Below are 24045 nucleotides of genomic sequence, written 5' to 3' on the forward strand. Positions count from 1 at the left end.
ACTTTAATACATAGAGGCCATGTTTACTTTAAGATGGAGTGTTTTTGCTCTTTTCATCGTATTGCCATTACAGGCACAGGAAATAGACTGGGATAAGATCAACAGCAATACAATCTTTAATCTTATAGCCAGGCAGCAGATTGATCAGACTTCATTCGGTTCCAATATCATTCAGATGGGCGATTATAACAACGCCGAGCTTTCTCTTAATGCCAGAACTAATATTGCTATAAAACAATTGGGAGACTTTAATACGCTTTATTTTATGAATTCATTTACAGATAAAGAAACTAAAGCTGCCATTACCGCACAAGGAAACAATAATATTATTGATGTTACGGGAAGCAACAGTATTTCGGATGGAATTCAGATCAATGTAAAGGGAGACAATAAAACAGTTTTCATGAGAAACTATTAAAATACAAATGATGAAAATTTTATATTCCCTTAGCCTGAGCACATTTTTTAGCTTCCTGTCTGTATGGACGTATGGGCAGGAAGATAAAAAAATAAACGCAAGAATAGAGAGCAGCCTTCTTGAAAATCAGATTATTCTGAAAGCAATTGTAATGAACAATACCACCGTTTATAAGGAACTGAATTATCTTTTGGTTTCTATAAAAAAAGGAAACGGCGGGAATCTTTCAAACAATCAGCAGAGTGGTAAATTTTCTGTTAATCCCAATGAAGTCAAAATACTATCAGAGATCAGTGTCAATCTTGAATCAAAAGATGCCTTGAAGGCCTTTCTTTATATAAGGGATGAAGAAACACAAAAACTGGTCGCCAAAGACAGTCTGGAGCTCAATAGCGATCTTTTTAAAAAGAAAACAGCAAAAGTAGAAGAGGATGCGGCTTATGAACTGAGAGGACTTACCATTGATGAAACCAAAACCAAGGTTGGAAAGGATTTTTATGATCTGTTTTATATGCAATACAGTCAGCTTCCGGATAAAAGCAGCAGTGCCGTTACCATTACAGAACTTCCACTTCGTGGAACAAGCGGCCAGATTAATATTCAGATTGAGGATAAAATTATTTACAGTTTTATGACCAATCCTGCAGAAGATTATTTAAAAGAACAGCTGGTTTACAGCTTAAAATATATCAAAGAATTTAATGCTAAGAAAAACCTTATTAAAAATGAATTTATCTACTAAAAATGTCCGCCATGAAAACCTTTATCATTATTTTGACCTTTATTGCGGGTATTTTCTACGGAAAATCTCAGCAGCTCGTCTACAAACCGGTCAATCCGGCTTTTGGGGGTGACACGTTTAATTACCAGTGGCTTTTAAGCTCTGCCAATGCACAAAACCAATTTGACGAAAAAAATGATTTCAGCGATCTGCTGGATCGTGTAAACTCTCTTGACAGCTTTACCCAGAGTCTCAACAGACAGATTCTCAGTGAGCTTTCAAGAAAACTGTTTGATGAACAGTTTGGTGATGGAAACATAAAGCCGGGAAATTATCTTTTCGGATCGCTTTACTTACAGATTACCAATACTAATCAGGGACTTTTAATCAATATTTTGGATACCAGCAATGGCGATCAGTCCGAGATCGTAATTCCGAAATAGGAAATAACTAAAAATAAACTTACCATGACAACCTACACTTACACCAGAATCTTTTTCTGTAGTTTCCTGCTATGCATTCTGCAGGCTTGTAGTTCAATATTTGGTTTACCTTCGGATCCCGAAAAACCAACAATGGGAGAGGTTACTTCCTCTACCGCAGAATTGAAAAACCTTCCCCTTCCCAAAGAAAAAATTGTAATAGGGGTCTACAAATTCCGGGACCAGACCGGCCAGTATAAACCTTCCGAAAACGGAAACAACTGGAGTACGGCAGTCCCTCAGGGAACCACCACCATTCTTATCAAAGCACTGGAAGACAGTCATTGGTTTATCCCTATCGAAAGGGAAAACATTGCCAATCTTCTCAATGAAAGACAAATCATCCGTTCCACAAGACAGGAATACATAAAGGATGCAGATAAAAACAGCCAGGCACTTCCTCCTCTTTTATATGCCGGAATTCTTCTTGAAGGCGGCGTAATCTCCTATGACAGCAATATCCTTACCGGAGGACTTGGAGCAAGATATTTCGGAATCGGTGCTTCTACACAATACCGCCAGGATAGAATTACTATTTACCTTCGCGCTGTCTCTACCCTTAATGGAGAAATTCTTAAAACAGTTTATACTTCCAAAACTATTCTTTCAACCAGCGTCAACGGAAGTTTCTTCAGATATATCGATACGGAAAGACTTCTGGAAGCTGAGGTAGGACTTACCCAAAATGAACCCGTTCAGCTTGCTGTAACCGAGGCTATTGAAAAAGCTGTAAAATCTCTTATCGTAGAAGGTATAAGAGACAAAATATGGGGGAAAGCAGTGGATCCCAATGGAGGATATCAGGCTTTAATCAATGAATATAACAGAGAGCAGGAGCAAAATGACGGAAGAGCTTTAGGCGGAAAATATCCGGAAAGCTACAGACAGAAAGTTTCCATATTCGCCAATATTGAAGGGCAGAAAGTGAAAGATGATTATGTGGGCCCTAAAATGAATGTTGGCGGTAAAATAGGATTTAAATATTTCCTTACTCCCTACCTGAATATGGAATTGAACGGCAGTTATTTTACTCTTGAAAATTCAAATATTGTGAAGAGAAACTATTTCGGTCCCGAAGTGAATCTGGAATATATACTTTTCCCTAAATATAGATTCAGCCCATACGTATACGGTGGGGCAGGAGCGATGTATTCAAAATATAAACCTCAATATAAAGCACAATTTGGGGGAGGGCTGGAATATATGATCAGCCGGAATGTTTCACTGAGGGCTTCAGCTCAATATGACCTGGGTTTCAAAGATGACTGGGAAGGCCTTGTAAATGGAAAAAGGAAAGATCAGGCTTTACGCTTTGGTATAGGAATCAACTTTTACTTCGGAAACAAATAAAAACACGAATTATGAAAACTTTAATTAAAATACTCAGCATATTCATCTTGGCTTTTTGTCTGTTTTCATGCAGTGAAGACCTTGTAGAACAGGCTCAAACAGGAACATTAAAAGGAAAAGTCGTAAAAAGAGGCAGTAATGTACCGCTTTCCAATGTGAAGATCTTTACCAATCCTACAACACAGACGGTTTTCAGTGGTACAGACGGTTCTTTTGAAATCGCAGGCATGCCGGTAGGCAATTATTCCGTAAAAGCAGAGCTTTCAGGATATATTACCAGCTTTCAGTCTGTCAATATACAGAATCAAAATCAAGTGGTAACAGCAGTTTTTGAGATGGATGATGACACCTCATTGAATTCTCCTCCCGCTACACCACAGTTGCTAAGTCCGATAGATAACGCAATAAATCAACCTTTGAGCGTCGAATTAACCTGGAGCGCAACAGATCCGGATACAGCGGATGTTTTAAAATACAGTTTGGCAATTAAAAATAATCTTGACACTAATGTGATTCAGGTTAATGATTTGACAGCTAATCATTATACGCTTTCAAATCTGAAGTTTGGTGTAAGTTACTTCTGGCAGGTGTCTGTTTCGGACGGCATTCACCAGCCAGTTTTAAGTTCTATCAGTAAATTTACCACCAATACGGTGCCGGCCAACAGGTATCACTATACTCAAAAACAGAATGGAAACTTTGTTATCATCTCCAGTGATGATCAGGGGAATAATTTCCAGTTTACCAATTCTTCTTATAACAGCTGGCGACCACGTAAAAACAATAATGCAGGCCTTATTGCATTCCTTCGTACGGAAGGCGGAAGTACTCATATTTATACAGCCAATCCAGACGGTTCCAATCCTTTTAAAGTAACAACGGTTGCTGTAGCAGGGTTTAATAATTATGAAATGGATTTTGCCTGGAGTACAAATGGTAAGGAGCTTATTTATTCTAACTTCAATAAACTATACAGGATCAATAAAGATGGTAGCGGCCTGAGTCTGGTATATACTACTCCGGACGGAAGTATGATATCCGAATGCGACTGGAGTTATGATGGTAGTAAAATAGCGTTGAAAACCAATGATTATAACGGTTATAACACGAAGGTTTATGTTATAGACATGACGGGAAGTGTCCTTAAAACTGTATTATCCGGTTCTCCGGGAGCCAGCGGTGGGCTGAATTTCTCCGTAGACGGACAGCTTCTTCTCTTTACCCGTGATGTCTCAGGATATCTTGATGGCAGCGGAAATTACAGACAGCTGGATTCACATATTTTTATCTACAATCTGGTCACAGATGCTATAAGTGATATTTCCGCCGAAAGCGAAAAAGTGATGGGAACCAATGACCTTGACCCAAGGTTCTCACCGAATAATGCACAGATCATTTTTATGAATACTTCCAATGATAATATTTCGCAGAGAAATGTAATGGTCATTGATCTTAACAGTAGTTTGACAGATCTTACCCGAACAGCACTTTTTAGCAACGGGGAGATGCCGGATTATGAGTAAGGTTCAAGGTTTTAAAGTTTAAAGTTCCAAGTGGTGAGCCGGAGATTAGAAATCTGGGTTGTTTACAGATAAACAATAAGGTCAAAGTTATATAAGCTTTTTCATAGCTCAGTTTCTGATCTCTATGTCTCACTTCTCATCTTACAATGAAAAGGATTAATAATAAGTTGCGCCTGATTTTAGTAAGAGGAATGAATTCAGGCATAAAAAAATTCCAGACTGTAAAGTTTGGAATTTTTTGAGTTTTTCATGGGAGAATTTCAGTCGATAATATGGTTCTCAATAGCATATTTTACAATTCCGACTGAGTTTTTCGCATTGAGTTTCAAAAGAATTCTTTTTCGGTGTGTTTCTACCGTATTGATACTGATAAAAAGTTTTTCAGAGATATCTTTACTGCTGCAACCATCGCAGATCAGTTTAAGAATTTCCATTTCACGGCGGGTGAGTGGTTCTTTGATGTGTGGGCTTTGCTTTCCCTGTTCGCTGCTGATAAAATTCATCATTTTTTCCTTTGCATGATCACAGATATAGATTTCATTAAGGAGTAAAACATTAATGGATTTCAGGAACTCATCATAGGTGCAGTTTTTGTCCAGATAACCTTTGATACCTTTGTTGAATAGCTTCCGCATATCTATCACGTCATAAGAGCTTCCTATAACAATGATTTTGGTGTTTTTATGTTGAGAAATAATGCTTTCTACCAATTTACAGATTTCTGTAAGCATGAGCATATTGGAACTCATGACAAGCATTTCCGATGGTTCTTCTTTTAAATGTTTGGAGAGGGTTTCTAAAGAATTACAAATGTCTATTGTGCTGAAAATTTTGCTTTGTGTAAGCAGTCTTGATAATCCCTCTGTATACAGCATGGGTTCATCAAAAATGGTCAATCTTGGTTTCATCATGGTCTGTTTTAGTTATATAAAAATAGTAAAAAAACTTTATATTTTGAATAAAATTGACAAATATTTTAAAATTATTGTGTTTTTATTGATGGTAAAACATTATTTTTATTGATTTTTTATTAAATAATTCTCTTCCAGTGGAGTTTTTTAGAGTTATTACTGTTAAAATGTAATGTTCATCATTGTTTTCTGAATTTAATTCCAGGTGTGGTACTATTTAACTAACGTGGTAGGGATATGCTTCACCGGAAAATTGACTGAGTTGGCAATGAAGCAAAATTCGTTGGCTTTATGATGAAGCTGTTCTGCTTTTTCAATCATTGATTCTTCCGCAACTGTTACCTTGGGATGCAGGGTTGCTTCCGTAAAATGGCCGCTTCCGCTGGCTGTTTCTTCCATTATACCAGTGGCTTCATCAGTATATTCTGTTACAATAATACCGGCTTCAGAACAAAAATGCAGATACCAGAGCATATGACAGGAGGAAAGAGAAGATAAAAGCATTTCTTCAGGATTGTATTTTGTTCTGTCACCACGAAATGCCGGATCAGATGAACCCTCTATAACAACTTTATTTTCTGCTGAAATTGTGTGGCTTCTTTCGTAATCTCTATATCCGCTTGTTCCGGTTCCCAGGTTTCCTGTCCATTGGATGGTCATTTTGTAATGGTGTTTTTTCATGTTTTAAAGATAAATAATTAAGGATGAATGATGAATGATGAATGATGAATGATGAATGATGAATGATGAATGATATTGTTGTTAAAATTCAATAGGGGTGGGCTTTAGCCCGCCTTTAAAAAATGCAGAATTCACTGGCTTTAGCCAAAACTTAAATTGTACATCATATTCTATGCTTATCAATGCAAAATAAAAAAACCTTCAGTTGTACTGAAGGTTCTAAATTTTTTAATTAGAGAATTCTATTAATTCTTCTTTTTTGGCATTGTAGATTTTGTATTCTAAATATTTAAAAGAATCTCTTGGAACGATGGTTACCCATTTTTTGTATTTGATAAACCATTTCATCTGGATGCTTTTAATGCCTTTGGTAAGGTAGGCTTCCACAAATGGGTGTACATGCAGGTAGATTTTTCCTTTTTCTTTCTGCAGGATGTTTCTTAAGGTTTCACCCATTCTTTCCACGATAACAATAGGAGCTACAATTTCTCCGTCTTTGTTCGGGTTTTCTTCTTTGGTGTCGATCTGTTTTTCCGGACGGTTTCTTTGTCTGGTAATCTGGATCAGTCCAAATTTACTTGGAGGAAGTATTTTGTGGCGAGCTTTGTCGCGCTTCATTTCCTCTTTGAGATGCTCGTAAAGATCTCTTCTGTGATCAGAATTCGGCATGTCTATGAAATCGATTACGATGATACCTCCCATATCGCGGAGGCGAAGCTGTCTTGCGATCTCAGTAGCAGCCATTTTGTTCACTTTCAGTGCATGTTCTTTATTGACAGCAGTTCCGGTGGTAATATTGTTACCGGAGTTGACATCAACGACGTGAAGTGCTTCTGTGTGTTCAATAACAAGATAAGCGCCTTTGGAACTTGGAATGTTAACGTGTTTTCCGAAGCTCTGTTTAAGCTGTTTTTCAACATTGTAATATTCCAGAAGAGGAATATGGGAATCATAAAACTGGACAATATTTTTCTTTTCAGGAGCAATTACTTCCACGTAATTTGTCATTTCATTTACCATTTGCTCATCATCGCAGATGATATTGACGAAATCCTGATTAAAATTGTCTCTTAAAATAGCTGAAGCTTTATCTTCTTCGCTTAAAACTTTAGACGGAATTTTATTTCTCTGGATATTTTTAAAAGTGCTTTCCCATTTCTGAACCAGCTGGTTCATGTCATTATGAAGGTCTGCGACTTTTTTTCCTTCTGCTACTGTTCTGATGATAACTCCGAAACCTTCAGGCTTGATGCTGTCGATTAAGGTTCTCAGTCTTTCCTTTTCTTCGAAGCTTCGTATCTTTTTAGAAATAGAAACTTTATTGTCGAAAGGGATCAGAACCAGAAAACGTCCTGTCAGAGAGATTTGAGTAGAAATTCTTGGGCCTTTTGTAGAAATGGGCTCCTTGGTGATTTGCAGCAGAACTATATCGTCTTTGGCGATCACTTTATCTACCGTTCCATTTTTGTCTATTTCGGGTTGTATCTCGAAATTCTTTAAGCTTGAAGTGCTTTGTTTTTTAGAAATAGTATCTTTTAAAAACTTTCTATATGTAAGATACTGTGGTCCCAGATCCTGGTAATGCAGAAATGCATCCTTGTCATATCCGATATTAACGAATGCTGCATTCAGATTGGGTGCCAGTTTTTTTACTTTTCCTATAAACAGATCTCCAACTATAAAATCGCTTTTGTCCTCTTGCTCATGAAGTTCACATAGTCTTCCGTCTTCCAGTAATGCAATCTTTGTAAGATCATCTTCATGCGAAACTATTAGTTCTTTCTTCATTTTTTAATAAGATAAAATTGTTAAGATTATAGGAAGTGGATGTTTTTTCTGATTAATTCATCTATTAAATATAAGGATTTTGGATGAAAACCATTATATGTTTATTAAAATAATATTTGAAACCATCCGTTTTCCGCGGAATCTTATAGTTGCAAACAAAAATATAGTTAGTGAACTTTAAGAATTTAAATCCACCAACTATATTATTATATTGTAAATCTCGAGAAGAGGAGATTATTTTTTCTTATGTCTGTTTGCTCTTCTTCTTTTCTTTCTTTTGTGAGTCGCAACCTTGTGTCTTTTTCTTTTCTTTCCGCTTGGCATAATTTTAATTTTTTAGTAACTAGTTAATATTCAGTTAATGTTCTTATTTTACTGCAACTTTAGTTTTTACTTTCTCAACAAAAGATTTTGAAGGTTTGAAAGCAGGAATGTTATGAGCAGGAATCTCAATTGCAGTGTTTTTAGAAATATTTCTTCCTGTTTTAGCAGCTCTTGTTTTAATGATAAAAGATCCAAAACCTCTTAGATAAACGTTATCCCCATTATACATAGAAGTTCTGATCTCCTGCATAAAAGCTTCTACAACTTTCTGTGTTTCATTCTTTTCTGTTCCCAACTTATTTGAGATGGTGTTTACCAATTCTGCCTTTGTCATTTCCTTATTTTAATTTTAAATTTTAGGTGTGCAAATTTAGTTAAAAAAATTGAATACTAGCAAATTAGTGGCAAAATATTTTTATTCAAATCGTTGAGCTTTTTATGTATATACTATATTAAGGCAGGGTAGCAATAATTTAACAATAAAATAATGTAGCGGTATAAAGGTACAAAAAAAATAATGAACAAAATTTAATAAATGCCGGTAGCGATAGGTTCCACAAGGGTTTCTTACTTATAATAAGCATTAATAAGCCGTCCTTGGTCTCCACAAGTTAGCCGGAATTTTAAATTTTAAATCTGAACTCAGAATTTTTTATAAACTGGAATTGTAATATCCGTTTTCTACGCAGAAACGGATAAGGTGAAGCTTGGTTTTCAGTCCCAGCTTTTCTGTAAGCCGGTTGATATAAGTGTCAATAGTTCTTGTACTCAGATTAAGTTTTTCTGCAATTTCTTTATTGCTGAATCCCTCATAACAGAATCTCATCAGCTGTATTTCAGCTGGAGAAAGCTCTTCCTGGCCCTTTTTCTGTCTGTCCATATATTCCTGTACCGCAAGGGGCTGCTGCTCCCATTCCTTAGAATAGGTTTGATAATCAAAGTCTTCAGAAGCAATACTCCCTTTGATAATATCTTTGATAATAGTACTTTTTTTCTGACAGTAATAGATATTAGGAATTTTTGAAAGAATTTCAGCCATATCTTCCTGATAGGTGCCGGAATAGGTAATAATAGGGGTTTCTGTATTGTTTTTTCGGATGTATTTGATTGCTTCAATTCCGCTTAAAACAGGCATAAATAACTCAATGATGAATACATCTTCCTGCCTCCTGTAAATTCTGTTTACCAGCTCGTGCCCATTGTTACAGTCATTCAGAAGCATATAGAAAGGATTCTCCATGAGTGTTTTGATCATTATTTTTTTAAAATAAAAATCACTGTCAGCAATAGAAAAACGTACGGTATTAGATAATATTTTACTCATTCTTAATATCGATTTGGCGAATGATATTTAAAATTTAGAGGTCTAATTTATGAAAAACTTATCAAAGTGAAAATTAATATTAATTTAATCAGGGTTTTCACGAAACAGGTCTGGGGAAACTACGTATTGTGCATGAATTTTTTTTTTTATATTTTCACAAGCCAAACAAATCGCAAATTATGTCTTCTAACAGGGAAAAAAAATTAAACAAATCTGACGTCAGAATAGGCATTTGGAAGTTTATTCTGTCTTTTGTCGTTTTGTCGGTTGTAACTTTTGCGTGCTTATTTCTCTTCTTTAAGAGTTATGACATACAACGTGAAGGGATCAGCCGGGAAGCTGAAGCCTATAAAGAACTGATGCTCCGAAGCGACGTGCTGAAAGATCACATTGATGATATTTATGACAAAATGAACCAGCTTAGTATTAATAAGGTGGACAATGAGGTGTTTCTCAGAACCAGCATTATGGATAACGTGAGAGATGCCAAAAATATTATGGGCAAAGACAGTGCACAGAGCTTTAAGCACTATGCTATACTGATGAAGCAGATCGTGCCTATGATGACTTTAAAGGCTAAGATCACTGAGGTAGAATATAAGAAGAAAACCGTTTTAAGGGATCTGGATGAATGTATGGGTAAGATAAAAGTAACCAATAACGAGCTTAGAAAAGACCCTACAAGAAATTTCACAGGAAGTAAAAGAAGAAGATAAAAAGAAAAGATATGCAAGGACAAATCACATTATCGAAGAAAGAAAGGCATTATCAGTTTTTTTATTTAATACTGATGCTTGTGACTGCTATGTTATTTTTAGGTGTAATATTTTTAAAAGGATTTGAATCTCCGTTTTCTGATGAAGATGTAAGAGGAATCCAGAATCTTGAACAGAAAGCTGAATTTGAACATCATCAAAAAATTGTTATTCCCATCATGGACAGTACTTATACGATGATCACAAAGCTTACCAATGACGGTCCGCAGCCTTTTATAGAAAATAATATTCAGTTAGGGGTGAATGACCTTAACAGCTATTTCAGCAGTACCGATGTTATTGATATCAGAAAAGATGCCTATCCTCAGATTGCAAAATTCTATAAAATGTACTTTGATGATAAAAAAGTGATTTCAACCACTTCAGAAGATATTAAAATTTTCCAGAAGCAGGTGGATGAATGCAGAATCGGATTTAAGGATAAGCAAAACAAGCTTTATCAGCGTGAGCAGGATCTGAAAGCGAGAGTACAGTAAGTAATAAATACTAGGAATTTTATATAGAACACATCACAATTATTAACTATGAATTATTTTCAAAAGAACAAGAAAAACATTATTATCGGTGTTGTTGCAACTTTGCTCATCGCGGCATTGGTTGCTCTATGGCTGCAGAAAAAAGTTATCCATTCAGCCGATGATATTGTTGGGGTGGTTTATCCGTCTTCATTGGCGGTAGGAGACACACTTTTATTCGAAGATAAAACCCAGTTTGCGAAAACCAAAAGATGGAATTTCGGAGATGGTACAACTTCAGATAAAAACAGTGGGATTCACTTCTATAATAAACCGGGATACTATCAGGTGAGTTTGATCGTTGACAATAAGTATACGAAATCTTTTCCTGTAATGGTAAGCGCAAGAAGCGTTCAGAAAGCAAAAGATACTGCAAAAACTGCCACTACTATTGAAGCTGCAGCTCAGGCTATGCAAAATGAAAGCGTGTCTTTCCGTGCCATTTCTGATGCAAAAGTGTTTGCATGGAAATTCGGAGAAACAGGAAATACAGATTCTAAAGATAAATTTACGATCTATTCTTATAAAAAACCCGGGGACTATGTGGTAACGCTATACACTGAAGAAACTCAGGAGCCAATTTACCATCATATCAAGATCCTTCCGGCTTATGATGCACTTGCTGAAGAAGAAGTTTCAGTAGAAGATTCTTACGCAAGAGTAGATAATGATTTCAAATATCACCTGCAGCAGATAGCCAATGGAAACAGTTTCAATATGCATTACAATTACCTGCTGAAAACTTATCTGTGTAACAATGAAAATACAGTAGTAAAGGTAAATGACAGCAAAGTGAACAACTTCTATATGTATTGCGCCGGTCTTCAGTTTGACAAAAACACGGTGATTCAGACTGTAAAAGTGAACCTTGATGATAAACAGGAGTGTGTAACGAAAGTAGAAATCAACCAAAGCAAATAATATCATCCGGTTTACGGATGCGCCAATCATTAAAGATAAAATAGGATGAAAAATAAATTTCCTCTAGCAGCATATTATATAGGGTTATCAGTATTATTGACGAGTTGCCAGGTAAAACTGCCGTCAAAGAAAACCCCGGAACCGTCGCAGTACGGACAGGTTGATGCTTCTCCTGTCGTTAACGGTTATCCTAAAAAGTCGGCTCCATGGATCGTTATTTCAGACAGATCGAAAAATACGGCTTATCTGGATAAAGATGATGAGAAATCTTACAAAGAAGTAAAATTCCTTGAACCTTTAATGGTTTTAAAACATAGAGACGGAATGGTAAAAGTAGCGGAATATGTTCCGGATGCTTTAATGAAAAAAGTTTCATCAAAATCCATCAAAACATACGGATGGATTCCCGAATCTGATCTTCTTCTTTGGAATAATGCTTTAAAAAGCGAAAAAACGGGATATCCTGTAAGAGTAGCCGTAGTACCAAGTAACAGCGAAGTCATCAAAAACGCTGAAAGATACTATAAGAATGACTCTATTATGGTGTTTAATTCACCAAGTCTTATTGAAACAGCCAATGTAAAGATTCCAAACGGCCAAATTGTTTATGTCTACAAACAGGCTGAAAACAACAAACGATTTTTAGTAGGTAAAAAACCTTCAATTGATATAGATAGCATAGGAAAAGGACTTTATGGATGGGTAAGCTCTAATGTGATTTCCAGCTGGGGAGAGCGCTCTGCAATCAAACTGAAAAATACAACCGGAATAAACGATTCTGCTTTAGGGATCTATGAAGGATATCCTGGGGGATCTGGATCTGATGCTGAAAATAAAAAAGCGGTTCTTCTTACAGACGTTAACAAAAGAACGCAGCTTGAGAATATTTTTCCTGTAAATCTTCCATTGGAACAGGCTCCAACTCCGGATTCAAAAACAAAATATTTCACCAATATTTTAGATTACAGCAAGAACTTTGTATCGAATGTATTGGGTGAGCCTATTTATTTTGACCGTTACAGAGAGATCACGGACAGAGATAAAAATATTAATATCGTTTTTGCATTGGACGTAAGTGCAGGAAATGCACCTTATGCACCTATCGTAAAATCATTACTACAGGATCTTCAGCTTAGATTTGAAAAACCATCTTATTTTAGCAATGTTAAATATGGAGTGGTGCTTTACAAAAATAACCCTTGTGGGGAAAATATTTCTGTATCCAACTTAAGCGCAGACTACAGCAAAATGACTGCGTTTATTGATCAGAAAACAAATGAAATGAACTGTGCAAGCAATAACGGGTATCAGCCGGTAGGGGAAGCTCTTACTGCAGCGGGGAACCTTCTTTCAAACGTACCTGATGAAACCAATATTGTAGTCACTGTAGGAACTTCTGCCAACCAAAGCGGAAATATGTACAGTGTGATCAGCTCACTTACTCAGGCTCAGGCAAGACTGATCATGTTCCAGACCAGTGCAAGATCATCTGATACCTACAACGATTTCGTATTGATGGCTGAAAATGTTGTTACCAATACGGCCAAAAATATTGCTGAACTTAAAAAACAAAAGATCATCAACCAGTATGATGTTCTTACCAAGAATAACTTCAGCCTGGTAGAGGGTGATGCTGGATTCTTCTCATTGGCATACCCTAAACAGAGTATGTCTCAGGGATTCGTTATCTTCCCTAAAAAAGGGGATATTACAACTCCCGGGTTCCTGAAAAAATCTGTTGACAGCCTTATTTCGCAGGTTACTTTAGACAACCAGAATATTGATAAATCACTTAATGAATATTTCCATTCATCTGTGGGAGCAGGAAAAACAGACGTTGATGTAAAATATAAATATCTGTATCCGGGGCTTACTAACCCGGTATCTGCAGGAATTGCAGCACAGCTGATCAACTACGGAAGCCCATTCCTTGTAAAAGGATACATTCCGAAAGATCTGAAAGATTATACTCCGGGAATAGAAAAAGGTATCCTTATTTCTGAAGCGGAATATGACAACTTAAAAGCTTTCTATACCGAAGTTTACAGAAATACTCAGGCAGACCGTCCGGACTTTAATCAGTCAAGAGCAGTGAAAGAATATGTGAAGCTTCTGAAAAAGTATAACCCTACTATAAAATTCCTGGACAAAGGAGCTCTTTATGAGCAGCCAATGTCTTATGCTATTGGAATGAGTACAGGATTTGACCTTTCCGAAGAAGAACTGATGGCTAAGTATAAACTGAAAGGGTGGAAAAAATCAAAAGTTGTTCCTAGTGAGACTGTGAAAAACTATTTCTATCACTACAAAAATTTAGCAGACAGAATGCTTGCCAACAGAAATAACCCAGCGGTAAAGATTCAGCAAAACGGGCAGACTTTCTACTGGCTTAATGAATACTTTACGCCGTCAAGAATTCCGACAGAACAACCGGAATACACAAAGCACTAAAAAATTCATTTTTATCATATCAAAAGCAGAAGTATATCCTTCTGCTTTTTTTGTGTTCAAAAACCTGAAGTGAAAAGTTGAAACACTTAAACTTTAAACCTTGAGTCCAAAATTCACAGAAAAGCGAATTGGACATCTATATTTCACCTTTAATTTTCCAATTATCTCTCTTTATAGTGTAAAAATAATTTTTATCTTAAAAATGAGAATTAATTTAAAATGCTGTATTGGTGGGTGTTGTGTAGCTGTGTGTAAATCTATTGTCGTAGAATTACGACAAGAAATCGTAGAACTACTACAATTTCTCAGATTTATATTGAAAAGTTTTTTTTAGCGGAAAAGAGCCTCTATATTTGCTAAACAATCACTGAATCACAAAATATTACTAACGATTAAAATTTACTAATCATGGCCGAAAGAAATTCAAGAGGAATCTTAAAATTCAACAACGGTGAAGGACAGAAGCTGTTAAAAATGAACTACAGCGTATCCAGATCTACAGACGTTTCAGGACGTGTAGCATCAGATCCTTCTAACGCATTAATCAAGGTTACAGTAGAAGCTACTGAAAAATCTGATATTCTTGAAAGCTTACTGAATGGTAAATACAAACCAACAGTAGGAGAAATTACATTCAATAAATCTCACGAAGAAGGAACATTGATTACTTTGAACTGGCAGAACGGATATGTAATTCAGCATCAGGTTGATTTTGACGCAATAGACAGCAATAGTATGCTGATCAGCTTCGTAATCAGTGCAGAAACTATTGACTACGGTACATCTCAGTACGCTGGACTTTGGCCGTCAAGTTAAAATTTACACACATTATCAACATTCATAAGAAAAAAGACTGTCCCTAATTTAAGGCGGTCTTTTTTTGCCTGATGAAAACTTATACCAGGAAATTTTATTCTAACATGCTTATATAATCTCTGTTATATAAAATATTGTTATCTTTAATCAAACACAAACACAAAGCATATGAAAACCGAATCACAGACAAAAGGATCTTCCTTCCGCCCTTCACAGAATGCAGACGGAATATCCGAGAATCATCATGCAGGAATCAACCGGCTGGTTAAATTATCACTGGTTGTGGAAGGTAAAATTATTAAGTACTATAAACACTTCACTCTTAAACAAAAGGCTAGCCATCATCATGAATTCAGTCTTACCCTTGCTCATGATGCATTGGGAGACAGACAGAGCCACACTCTTGAAGAAGCTAATAAATTTTTAGGGAAGCGACTTACAGCCGTTATTTCTTACAAAGATATTGAGAAAAGCCCTGAAAGAAACTTTGTCGGAATTATTACTAAAGTGGGATTCAGCCAGGAAAAAATGAGTCTTGGAAATATTGTACTTTCCGGATACAGTCCTACCATTTTACTGGATGGAGCTCCGCATATCCAGAGTTTTGGCGGCGGACAACCCGTTAATATGGGAATTATAGCTGAAGAAGTAATCAAACAGGGAATTGATAAAGAACGGTTTGATATAAGAATTGATACAAATGATTATTCTCAGATCATTTACAGCAGCCAATACAATGAAACCCATTATAATTATCTGGCAAGAATGGCAGAAGCTTATGGGGAACAATTCTATTATGATGGTGAGGTATTGCACTTCGGAAAACTTCCTCCACAGAATAAACCTATCAAACTGCTCTATGGCAGCAATGCAGATAACATCAGGGTAGAGTTAAAAGCTGTACATACGAAACCTCAATACTATGGCTATAACAGTAGTAAAAACGAAAAACTGACTTCCGGAGAAACTCCTGTAAGTCATTTGAGCGATCTTGCCAATACCGCATACAGCCATAACGATAAAATCTATAAAACCCCGGCACTTCAGGTTGCTCCTATTAAAGCAACAACCCATCTGGATGTTGAACATTCTCAAAGAAGCACTTCAGGCAGCGAAGCGGTAAATGTATTTTCCGTTTCCGGATCTACAACAGTTCCTTTTTTACACCCCGGATGTGTGGTGGATATTTACATGAGAAAGCCGGACAGCAATGAAACGTCCTATTTTACCAAAGTGATGGTAACAGAAGTTGTTCATGAAATTGATACAATCGGACATTATTCAGGAACCTTTGAATCTATAGCAGCTGATACAGGATTTCTACCAAAACCTGAGTTCACTGTACCTGCCGCACAACCTCAGATTGCAACAGTAATCTCCAATACTGACCCGGAAGGGCAGGGAAGAGTTCAGGTGAGATTTGACTGGCAGATGAATGATATCACCCATTTTGTCCGCGTAATGAGCCCTGATGCGGGAGGAACTGATCAGATTACCCAAAACCGCGGGTATGTAGCCATTCCTGAAGTAGGAGACCAGGTGATGGTCAATTTTGTTCACAGTCATCCCGACAGACCTTTCGTGATGGGAGGAATGTTCCACGGAGGAATTGGCCTTGGAGGAGGTGCAGACAACCGTGTAAAGTCTATTCAGACGAGAAGCGGACACAGAATCGTTTTCACAGAAGATGAAAGTATCATTATTACAGATAAAAGCGGTAATGAGATTCATCTGGATACTACGGGAAGCAATATTAATATTACGGCACCGGAAACCATGACTCTCAACTGCAGGAATATGAACATCAATGTAGGGGAGAACATGACGACAACGGTGGGAATGAATAAAGCAGACAGTATCGGATTAAATAATACCGAGACTGTAGGTGCTATGAAGCTTACTTCGGTCATAGGAAATGTAAGTACATTCATTACGGGTAAACTTACTGAGATTATTGAAGGGGACGTGCACAGCGAAACAAAGAAGGAAAGAAATGAGATTTCAGAAAAGGAAATTAACATTACCTCCAATGCTTCTATCAATAAACACGCTCAGCAGGAAGTACAGAACAACAGCGGAGAGAGATCTAAAGCCTATTAATTATGAGCAGAACGAGAATTGTAAAAGGCACCTACGACAAAATCTCACATGAAAATCATAATATGTATTCTCAGGAGAGTATTATTTCACGTGCCATGAAATGGATTTCTGAAAAGGGTAATGCTAAAGGAGTAAGTCATAATACGCCAAGCGATCCTCCTCCTCCTGAAATAAAAGCAAAATGTGCTGTTCACTTTCGAAGTAAAAATGGCTGGCAGGGAGAAGATTATGGTTTTGACTGGATGAGATTGGGGGAGACCTCTAATTTTGGTGATATTAATTATGAAGATATAATAGCAAAGCAATATACGGATGCTACTTATACTACATTGGAAAGAAATATCAATGAATATGATGGGAGCTTTAAAAAGGAACCTGTCTTATATTCTAAACTTAAGCAAATATATGGGGTTTACAGTATTCCGTGGAAGAAAAAAGCAGATGGTACTCTCGAAAATTATTATTGTTCCTGGTTATCACTTTACCCTTCCCAGATCAAAGATAGTAAAACAAACCAGCTTACTGCATCTAATTTTAAAAATACCAAAGCTGTTTTAAGCCTTAATATTGAAGTAGATGAAGAACCGGACGCTTTAAAATTTAAAGAAAATAAGTTTTTCAAAATTTCTCCGATGGAAATTTCTCCTAAGACCAAAGGGAAGTACAATCTTAAAGATTTTGTAACCATAGAATGCTTGGAGGAATTTTCAAATGATCAGGTTATAGAAGTTATCGCAGTAAAAAAAGATAATGCAGGAATTGAAACCTCCGAAGTCGCCGGGCGATTAAATGTTTGGGCTAATCATTCTGCCAAAAGGAAAAAAACTAAATTTTTAATTATTGAATTAAAGACACCTGAGCTCACAGCTGGAGCTCCTTCAAAAACGGGAAATTCTGCTGGACAGAAAGAATTATTTGAAAATTATTTACGTCAGGCGTTGATAGAGGCAGATGTAGAAACTGAAACTATTGACGTATCTACAGATTCCCATTTTAAAGCAGGTGGTAAATATGTCATTGGAGGTAAAATTGCTGCTTATTATCAACCATCAAATAATGCTCCATCGGGGTTTGTTACTCTTCAAAATTATATATACGATAAATTGAAAACACAGTTGAAAAATAATAAAATTTCTGAAACAAAATATGATAATCATTACATTGCTATCTATCTCGGAGAAAGCGGGGGATTTGTAGATGCTTCTAATCATGTAATTGCGCTCAATGGATATAGTAATGGCAGGTTTGTGGTACTATTTCCAACAAAAAATAATCAAACAGCAGCTCACGAATTTCTTCATAGTTTTGCATTACCTCACAGTTTTACTAATTCAGAAGCCGATGCAAAAGCACAGTTTACTTATGAATATGCTAAAACAGAAAATATTATGGATTATTCTCATCACATTCCCGAAACACGTTATAATCTTTGGAAATGGCAATGGGTGATAGCTAATACAAATACCAAATAATTATGAAAAAAATATTTTTATTATTCAGCTTATTGATACTTTTTTCATGTAAATCTCAAAAAAGAAATATGATAATTCCTACAATAGATAACAAATTTGAAAAGTTTGATATAGACAAATTTAGTAAATCAACAAAAAAAGAAACTGATGTGGTAAGAGAGTTTCTGCCCAATGGAAATTATATTGAAATGAGTATGGCAAACTCTGGTAAATATTATACTGAATCATATAAAGGTTCTTATTTTATGCTGTCTAAATCATATTATCCAAATGGAAATATAAAACATAAGGGTATTATGTTTAATGTACCTTGGGGAGCTCCTTTCCAGAAAGCAATCTGGTATGAGTTTGATGAAAATGGAAATCTGATTAAAAATATTGATTATGATAAGCCTTACAAATATACATTTGAAGATATTTTAAAATTCTGTGAAAAAGAAGCTATTCCCGTTACAAAAGGTCCGGTATTACAAAGTACAGGTTTTCATACTATAATTTCAAGAAGAATAGAAAATGAAAAACCTATTTGGGAAATAGAATGGTTAAAGAAGTCGAATCGTGTTGAAAATATAATTTTGGATGGTATTTCCGGTAAGGTTATTTCTAGAAAAGAAGCAGAGTATATTAACAATTAAGTTTTATAGTAATCATGTTTTGCAAAATACTGTTATAAGTACCAAAAACTATTATATAGAAATTATCTGTAATATTCAAAACCACTATCTCCAACAATAATTTAAATAACCCTTAACTATTAAATTATCAACATAAAACGGCTTGTCATAAGCATCTCATAAAACTAAATAACCTTCAACATCAATGAACAAACTCACGGATCATCTGAAATATTTCTCTAAACTATCCGCAGCATTCATCTTCAGTATATTTAAAATTTATGCAATAGGACTTATTTCTACGATTGTTACCCTGGTATTGGGGATTTATATTTTATCTGATCGTTTAGGCCCGTCATTAGGACATGCAGGAGCAATTGCATTTATAATAACCACAATTAAAGCGAAACCTGTTTCGGCGGTTATATTTTATTTGTTGATGATTATTGCTCCGTTTTTAACAATTGTTTTTGCTTCAAAATATGCAATGTCAGTAGTGATCAGCAAGCTGCTTCAGGATCATTCCAAAACAATTGTAATCCCGTTTATCGATAAGGTGATTGGTATTTTTAAAGCGAAACAGCCAACTGTTATCCGTACAAGTGCTGATTTTGCAATCGCTAAAGTTAAACTCCTGAATGAATTTAGAAATAGTTCAGAAAACAAAATACTCAAACGTATTTTAGGCTATGCTTTAAATAAAATAAAGTTCGACGAATTGAATCTGGGAGATGATAATGCAGATTTTTCCGAAATTATAAAAACTACTCTGATTGAAAAACTGTATGAGCTGGCAGAACCTTCGGCCATGTTATTCTATATCTACATCGGACTTCAATGGTTCAGTTTGATTTTATTATACTTTTTGAATATATAAAAGAAAAAAGTAGGCTTAGGTTAGTAATTTGTCACAAAACTTCACCATCAGAACTATGTTGAAAAACAAAAAAACACCATTGTTACATCTCTAATTGAAGAATTAACTATCTTTATCTCGTTTAGAATAAAATAATTAATTTTAGCTACACAAAAAAGTGACTTTTGAATCTCTTAAAGACAGGGATGAAAAATGTAGATCAAATACCATCAAATCTGAAGTACAGACAACAGAACGCAAATATATTAATATAAGAAAATTATAAATGGGAGTACTAGTAACCAACGAAACCGTAAAGCAACTATTTCACATTGCTCAGTCGATAGCGAAGGAAAATTATAATGGAACCTATGGAGGCCCGCATATTCTGCAGGCTTTAATGCATAAAGATATCGGACTTAATGAATTTCTGAAAAGTATAGATAAAGATCCCGGATATTTCTATGAATGGGCAGATGTACGTATTGAAGAATACCCTAAGACAAATCATCTTCCCGATGAAGTAGGTCAGGATGATGCGATAGATAATCTTATTGAAGAAGCTGACGATATCCGTTTAAAATTAGGATTGGATGAGATTACTCCCATCTGTATTCTGACAGCAATTGTAAAACCACAGGTTGTATTCTCACTTCAGCAGCTGAAATCACTTCCGTTGAGAGAACATGAGATATTCAATCTATATAGAAAGGATACACCGTTTACCGTTTCAGAAGATGGTGATTTCTCATCATTATTTTCAAACGGTTCAGATTATTCAGACTCTTCCTTTCCTTCCATTAAAAGCTATTGTGTAGACAGAACCGCACAGGCAAGAAAAGGAGAAATTGAAAATATTATTGGTAGAGATAAAGAACTCAGAATGCTGGTAGAAATTCTTTGCCGCAGAAGCAAACCGAATGTGATCATCATCGGTGAACCTGGAGTAGGAAAAACAGCATTGGTAGAAGGATTTGCTACTGAAATCATCAAAGGGAATGTTCCTGAAATGCTTAAAAACGGTACCCTTTTAGAACTGGATACCGGAGCATTGCTAGCCGGAACTTCTTATAAAGGTGAAATTGAAGACCGTCTGAAAAAAGTTATCAATGAATGTAAGAAAATTGAAAAAGCCATTCTTTTCATTGATGAGATTCATACCCTTTTAGACCCGAAAGGAAGCATCGGAAATGTTGCCAACCTTTTGAAACCAGAGCTTGCCAGAGGTGAAATTACCGTAATTGGAGCTACAACCCAGGAAGAATATAGAAAGATTATAGAGCCGGAGCAGGCTTTCAACCGTCGTTTCGAGGTTTTAACCGTGCATGAGCCGGATGAAAAGACCTGCGTGAAAATGATTGATGTCCTTCTTGAAGGCTACAAAAAACACCATGGCATTGAAGTCGAAAAAACTGCGATTCCGGAATGTGTACGCCTGGCTAAAAGATATGCAAAAGGAAAAAAATTACCCGATGCTGCTATTGATTTATTAGACAGAACAATGGCAGCCATCAAAATGCTTGATGAATTGTCAGAAAAAGAATTGAGCAGCTGGAAAGAAAGCTATGATGCTATTTTAGAAGAAGAATATGCCGACAGCAAAGATAAAGCAGACGAACTGATCTGGACTTATAATCTCCTGAGGGATAAAATAAGCCCGATTCTTTGGGGGTCGCTGAGTGAGCAGCCTGCCATTGATAACTCGATGCCGGTAGATCAGATTCAGCAGATTATAGAAGATACTTATGCCGAGCTTCTGCAGCATGCTGCGAAGAAAAGAGAAAAAGTAGACAGACTTGAACTTGCCGCTGTAATGGCTGCAAAAACCAATATTCCAATCGGAAAGATCCAGGCTCAGGAAAAAGAAAAACTCCTGAATATGGAATCTCTTCTGCTAAACAGGGTAGTAGGGCAGGATCACGCATTAAAAATCCTTTCCGATGCTATTGTTGAAAACCGAAGCGGATTGAATAAACCCGGTCAGCCAATTGGGTCATTCTTCCTTCTGGGACCTACAGGAACAGGTAAAACAGAGCTGGCAAAATCAATGGCAGAATTACTTTTCAATGATGAAAAGGCAATGGTGCGTTTTGATATGTCAGAATTTAAAGAAGAACATTCTGCAGCCTTACTATACGGAGCGCCTCCGGGATATGTAGGATACGAAGAAGGAGGTATGCTTGTCAATAAAATCAGACAACAGCCCTATACCGTTGTCTTATTTGATGAAATTGAAAAAGCACACCACTCAGTTTTTGACGTATTCCTTCAGATAATGGACGAAGGAAAAGTTCATGATAAATTAGGTAAAGAAGGAGATTTCAGCAATGCATTGATCCTGTTTACCTCCAATATCGGAAGTGAAGAAATTGTAAAACAGTTTGAAGAAGGAAAAATTCCGGAATCATCTTCACTGATGCAGATTATGTCAAATTCAGGACGGTTCAGACCTGAGTTTTTAGCAAGAATTACAGAGATCATTCCTTTTGCACCGATCACAGAATCTATTGCAGAAAGAATCTTCAATATTCAGCTGAAATCATTGCATACCTCGTTGACAAGATTGGGAATCACTTTAAAGATCAGTGATGATGCCGTAAGAAATCTTGCATTAGGCGGATTCAGCAGCAAGTATGGAGCAAGACAGATCTCGGGAGTAATCCGTGCACAGCTTGCCAGACCGATCTCTAAAATGATTGTCAGAGAAGAAGTAAAGTCCGGCCAGACCATTCATGTAGATTGGAATAAAGAGGAAGAAAAACCAAGCTGGAAAGTAGATTAATTAGGAAGCAAAAAGGTAAAAAATACATTTGCCTTTTTGCTTATAAATACAAAAAAAATGAAAACCATTGTCAGAAATATTTTTACAGGCTTACTATTATTGGGAACTGTTATCAGTGTAAACGGGCAGTTTCTTGCTGCTTCCGATACCTCAGAAAGCAGTGTGAGAAAATATAAAGGCATCATTAATGCCAATAAAGATCTTGTAGAATTTATTGAACAGTTACTCCTTCAGAAAGGACTTCCCAAGCATTTGAGAAATCTGGCCCTGATAGAATCACATTTCGACAGGAATATTACTTCCGGAGCCGGAGCCGTAGGCATATGGCAGCTGATGACTGCCCATGCTAACCAATACGGACTTACAGAACAAAATCGTACCGATGTTTATAAAAGTACGAAAACAGCGGTTATCTCATTAGCAAACCTTTATAAAAAATATAACAATTGGGTGACCGTTGTAGCAGCCTACAACTGCGGTGAAGGAAACATTGCCAAAGCAATGGAAGCAGCAGGCTCCTCTCAATATCACGAATTTTCTAAATACCTTCCCGGAGAAACCATTAATCACGTGAAGAAATACCTCAATGCATGCTATGCTACAGGAGAACTTCAGAGTGTTTTAAGCAATTACAATTCTTCAAGAATCAACAAGATTTTCTTTGAGGACGGAAACAGAAGAGTGATGACTGCTTCGCTTTCAGAAACAGAAATCAATGCCGGATTCAATCTTAAAGTTGTTGCTGATGAACTTAATGTAGACATGGATAAAATCCTTACCTGGAATCCTGGTATCGTTGAAGAGCTTCAGAAAAAAGGAGAAAGCCCTTTCTATCTTCCGGTAGATCTGATGCCGGATTTTCTATTAAGAAAAAATAAAATACTGGTTCGTTCCATCAAAGAAGGAGCAAGTATCCAACAGTAAATAATCTCAAATACAAATAAAAAAGCAATCAATTTTCAGTTGGTTGCTTTTTTTATGCAATAACTTATCTGTTAAAAAAAGGCCAACTTTATATTAAAGGAATCTTAATATTTCTCACTCAGGTGGAAAATTTTTATTTTTATTATTGTTTTTCAATAAGTTGAAACCCTTTGCTGGTAGTCTTTTGAATAGGTTTGTTAAATCCATTGTCGTAGAATTACGACAAGAAATCGTAGAACTACTACAATTTCTCAGATTTATATTGAAAAGTTTTTTTTAGCAATAAAGAGCCTCTA

The 24045-nt window shown here is 36.1% G+C and carries 21 protein-coding genes; 16 read left to right on the forward strand and 5 right to left on the reverse strand.

Going from position 1 to position 24045, the window contains the following annotated elements; all coding sequences use genetic code 11:
- Nucleotides 1–19 precede the first annotated feature (19 nt).
- From LC457_RS18935 to LC457_RS18955, 5 genes are read left to right on the forward strand one after another with little or no spacing between them, the layout of a single operon-like run.
- Complete coding sequence (locus tag LC457_RS18935; RefSeq protein WP_223601253.1) at nt 20–418, forward strand: hypothetical protein; 399 nt, start codon at nt 20–22, stop codon at nt 416–418.
- A 7-nt stretch (nt 419–425) separates the two neighbouring features.
- A complete protein-coding gene (locus tag LC457_RS18940; protein ID WP_223601254.1) occupies nt 426–1160 on the forward strand; it encodes a curli production assembly/transport protein CsgE in 735 nt (244 codons plus the stop codon).
- A gap of 11 nt (nt 1161–1171) precedes the next feature.
- Nucleotides 1172–1582 carry a curli production assembly/transport component CsgF gene (locus LC457_RS18945; RefSeq protein ID WP_077414270.1) on the forward strand — a complete coding sequence of 137 codons (411 nt, stop codon included), beginning with the start codon at nt 1172–1174 and terminating at the stop codon, nt 1580–1582.
- Between the two features lie 24 nt (nt 1583–1606).
- Entirely contained in the window at nt 1607–2971 is a 1365-nt protein-coding gene (locus LC457_RS18950; RefSeq protein ID WP_223601255.1) for a CsgG/HfaB family protein, read from the forward strand.
- Nucleotides 2972–2982: 11 nt separating this feature from the next.
- Entirely contained in the window at nt 2983–4494 is a 1512-nt protein-coding gene (locus LC457_RS18955; RefSeq protein ID WP_223601256.1) for a carboxypeptidase-like regulatory domain-containing protein, read from the forward strand.
- A 260-nt stretch (nt 4495–4754) separates the two neighbouring features.
- Here LC457_RS18955 and LC457_RS18960 read toward each other — a convergent pair whose 3' ends face one another.
- The 5 genes from LC457_RS18960 to LC457_RS18980 all read right to left on the reverse strand — a co-directional run bounded on the left by LC457_RS18960 (nt 4755) and on the right by LC457_RS18980 (nt 9522).
- Nucleotides 4755–5402, reverse strand: a complete 648-nt coding sequence (locus LC457_RS18960; protein ID WP_223601257.1) for a response regulator transcription factor — start codon at nt 5400–5402, stop codon at nt 4755–4757.
- Nucleotides 5403–5618: 216 nt separating this feature from the next.
- Nucleotides 5619–6086 carry an OsmC family protein gene (locus tag LC457_RS18965; protein ID WP_223601258.1) on the reverse strand — a complete coding sequence of 156 codons (468 nt, stop codon included), beginning with the start codon at nt 6084–6086 and terminating at the stop codon, nt 5619–5621.
- A 228-nt stretch (nt 6087–6314) separates the two neighbouring features.
- Nucleotides 6315–7874 (reverse strand): ribonuclease E/G, encoded by a 1560-nt coding sequence (locus LC457_RS18970; protein WP_223601259.1) that lies wholly within the window; start codon nt 7872–7874, stop codon nt 6315–6317.
- A 367-nt stretch (nt 7875–8241) separates the two neighbouring features.
- The gene (locus tag LC457_RS18975) at nt 8242–8532 is read right to left on the reverse strand and encodes an HU family DNA-binding protein (RefSeq protein ID WP_002984212.1); all 291 of its coding nucleotides are present in this window, start codon (nt 8530–8532) and stop codon (nt 8242–8244) included.
- 318 nt (nt 8533–8850) lie between these two features.
- Nucleotides 8851–9522 carry a response regulator transcription factor gene (locus tag LC457_RS18980; RefSeq protein WP_047373763.1) on the reverse strand — a complete coding sequence of 224 codons (672 nt, stop codon included), beginning with the start codon at nt 9520–9522 and terminating at the stop codon, nt 8851–8853.
- A 179-nt stretch (nt 9523–9701) separates the two neighbouring features.
- On the opposite strand from LC457_RS18980, the gene tssO reads away from it, so the two are divergent.
- The 11 genes from tssO (at nt 9702) to LC457_RS19035 (ending at nt 23749) form a co-directional block, all read left to right on the forward strand.
- Nucleotides 9702–10238: a type VI secretion system TssO gene (gene tssO / locus LC457_RS18985; protein WP_223601260.1), complete on the forward strand. Its 537-nt coding sequence runs from the start codon at nt 9702–9704 to the stop codon at nt 10236–10238.
- Nucleotides 10239–10249: 11 nt separating this feature from the next.
- Nucleotides 10250–10774, forward strand: a complete 525-nt coding sequence (locus tag LC457_RS18990; protein ID WP_223601261.1) for a type VI secretion system transmembrane protein TssO — start codon at nt 10250–10252, stop codon at nt 10772–10774.
- Nucleotides 10775–10822: 48 nt separating this feature from the next.
- Nucleotides 10823–11734, forward strand: coding sequence for a PKD domain-containing protein (locus LC457_RS18995; protein WP_223601262.1), 912 nt, complete (start codon nt 10823–10825; stop codon nt 11732–11734).
- Nucleotides 11735–11779: 45 nt separating this feature from the next.
- Nucleotides 11780–14185 carry a type VI secretion system protein TssR domain-containing protein gene (gene tssR, locus LC457_RS19000; RefSeq protein WP_223601263.1) on the forward strand — a complete coding sequence of 802 codons (2406 nt, stop codon included), beginning with the start codon at nt 11780–11782 and terminating at the stop codon, nt 14183–14185.
- A 408-nt stretch (nt 14186–14593) separates the two neighbouring features.
- Nucleotides 14594–15001, forward strand: coding sequence for a type VI secretion system tube protein TssD (tssD, locus tag LC457_RS19005; protein ID WP_034697144.1), 408 nt, complete (start codon nt 14594–14596; stop codon nt 14999–15001).
- A gap of 168 nt (nt 15002–15169) precedes the next feature.
- On the forward strand, nt 15170–17101 hold the full coding sequence (locus tag LC457_RS19010) for a type VI secretion system Vgr family protein (RefSeq protein ID WP_223601264.1): 1932 nt from the start codon (nt 15170–15172) through the stop codon (nt 17099–17101).
- A 2-nt stretch (nt 17102–17103) separates the two neighbouring features.
- On the forward strand, nt 17104–18573 hold the full coding sequence (locus tag LC457_RS19015) for a hypothetical protein (RefSeq protein WP_223601265.1): 1470 nt from the start codon (nt 17104–17106) through the stop codon (nt 18571–18573).
- A gap of 2 nt (nt 18574–18575) precedes the next feature.
- On the forward strand, nt 18576–19208 hold the full coding sequence (locus LC457_RS19020; protein ID WP_223601266.1) for a PepSY domain-containing protein: 633 nt from the start codon (nt 18576–18578) through the stop codon (nt 19206–19208).
- A 184-nt stretch (nt 19209–19392) separates the two neighbouring features.
- Entirely contained in the window at nt 19393–20064 is a 672-nt protein-coding gene (locus LC457_RS19025; RefSeq protein ID WP_223601267.1) for a hypothetical protein, read from the forward strand.
- Nucleotides 20065–20329: 265 nt separating this feature from the next.
- The gene (locus LC457_RS19030) at nt 20330–22825 is read left to right on the forward strand and encodes an ATP-dependent Clp protease ATP-binding subunit (protein ID WP_223601268.1); all 2496 of its coding nucleotides are present in this window, start codon (nt 20330–20332) and stop codon (nt 22823–22825) included.
- 57 nt (nt 22826–22882) lie between these two features.
- Nucleotides 22883–23749, forward strand: a complete 867-nt coding sequence (locus LC457_RS19035; RefSeq protein ID WP_223601269.1) for a lytic transglycosylase domain-containing protein — start codon at nt 22883–22885, stop codon at nt 23747–23749.
- Nucleotides 23750–24045 lie beyond the last annotated feature (296 nt).

Origin of the sequence: Chryseobacterium sp. GVT01B (assembly GCF_019970045.1) — a bacterium.
Classification (GTDB): Bacteria; Bacteroidota; Bacteroidia; order Flavobacteriales; family Weeksellaceae; genus Chryseobacterium.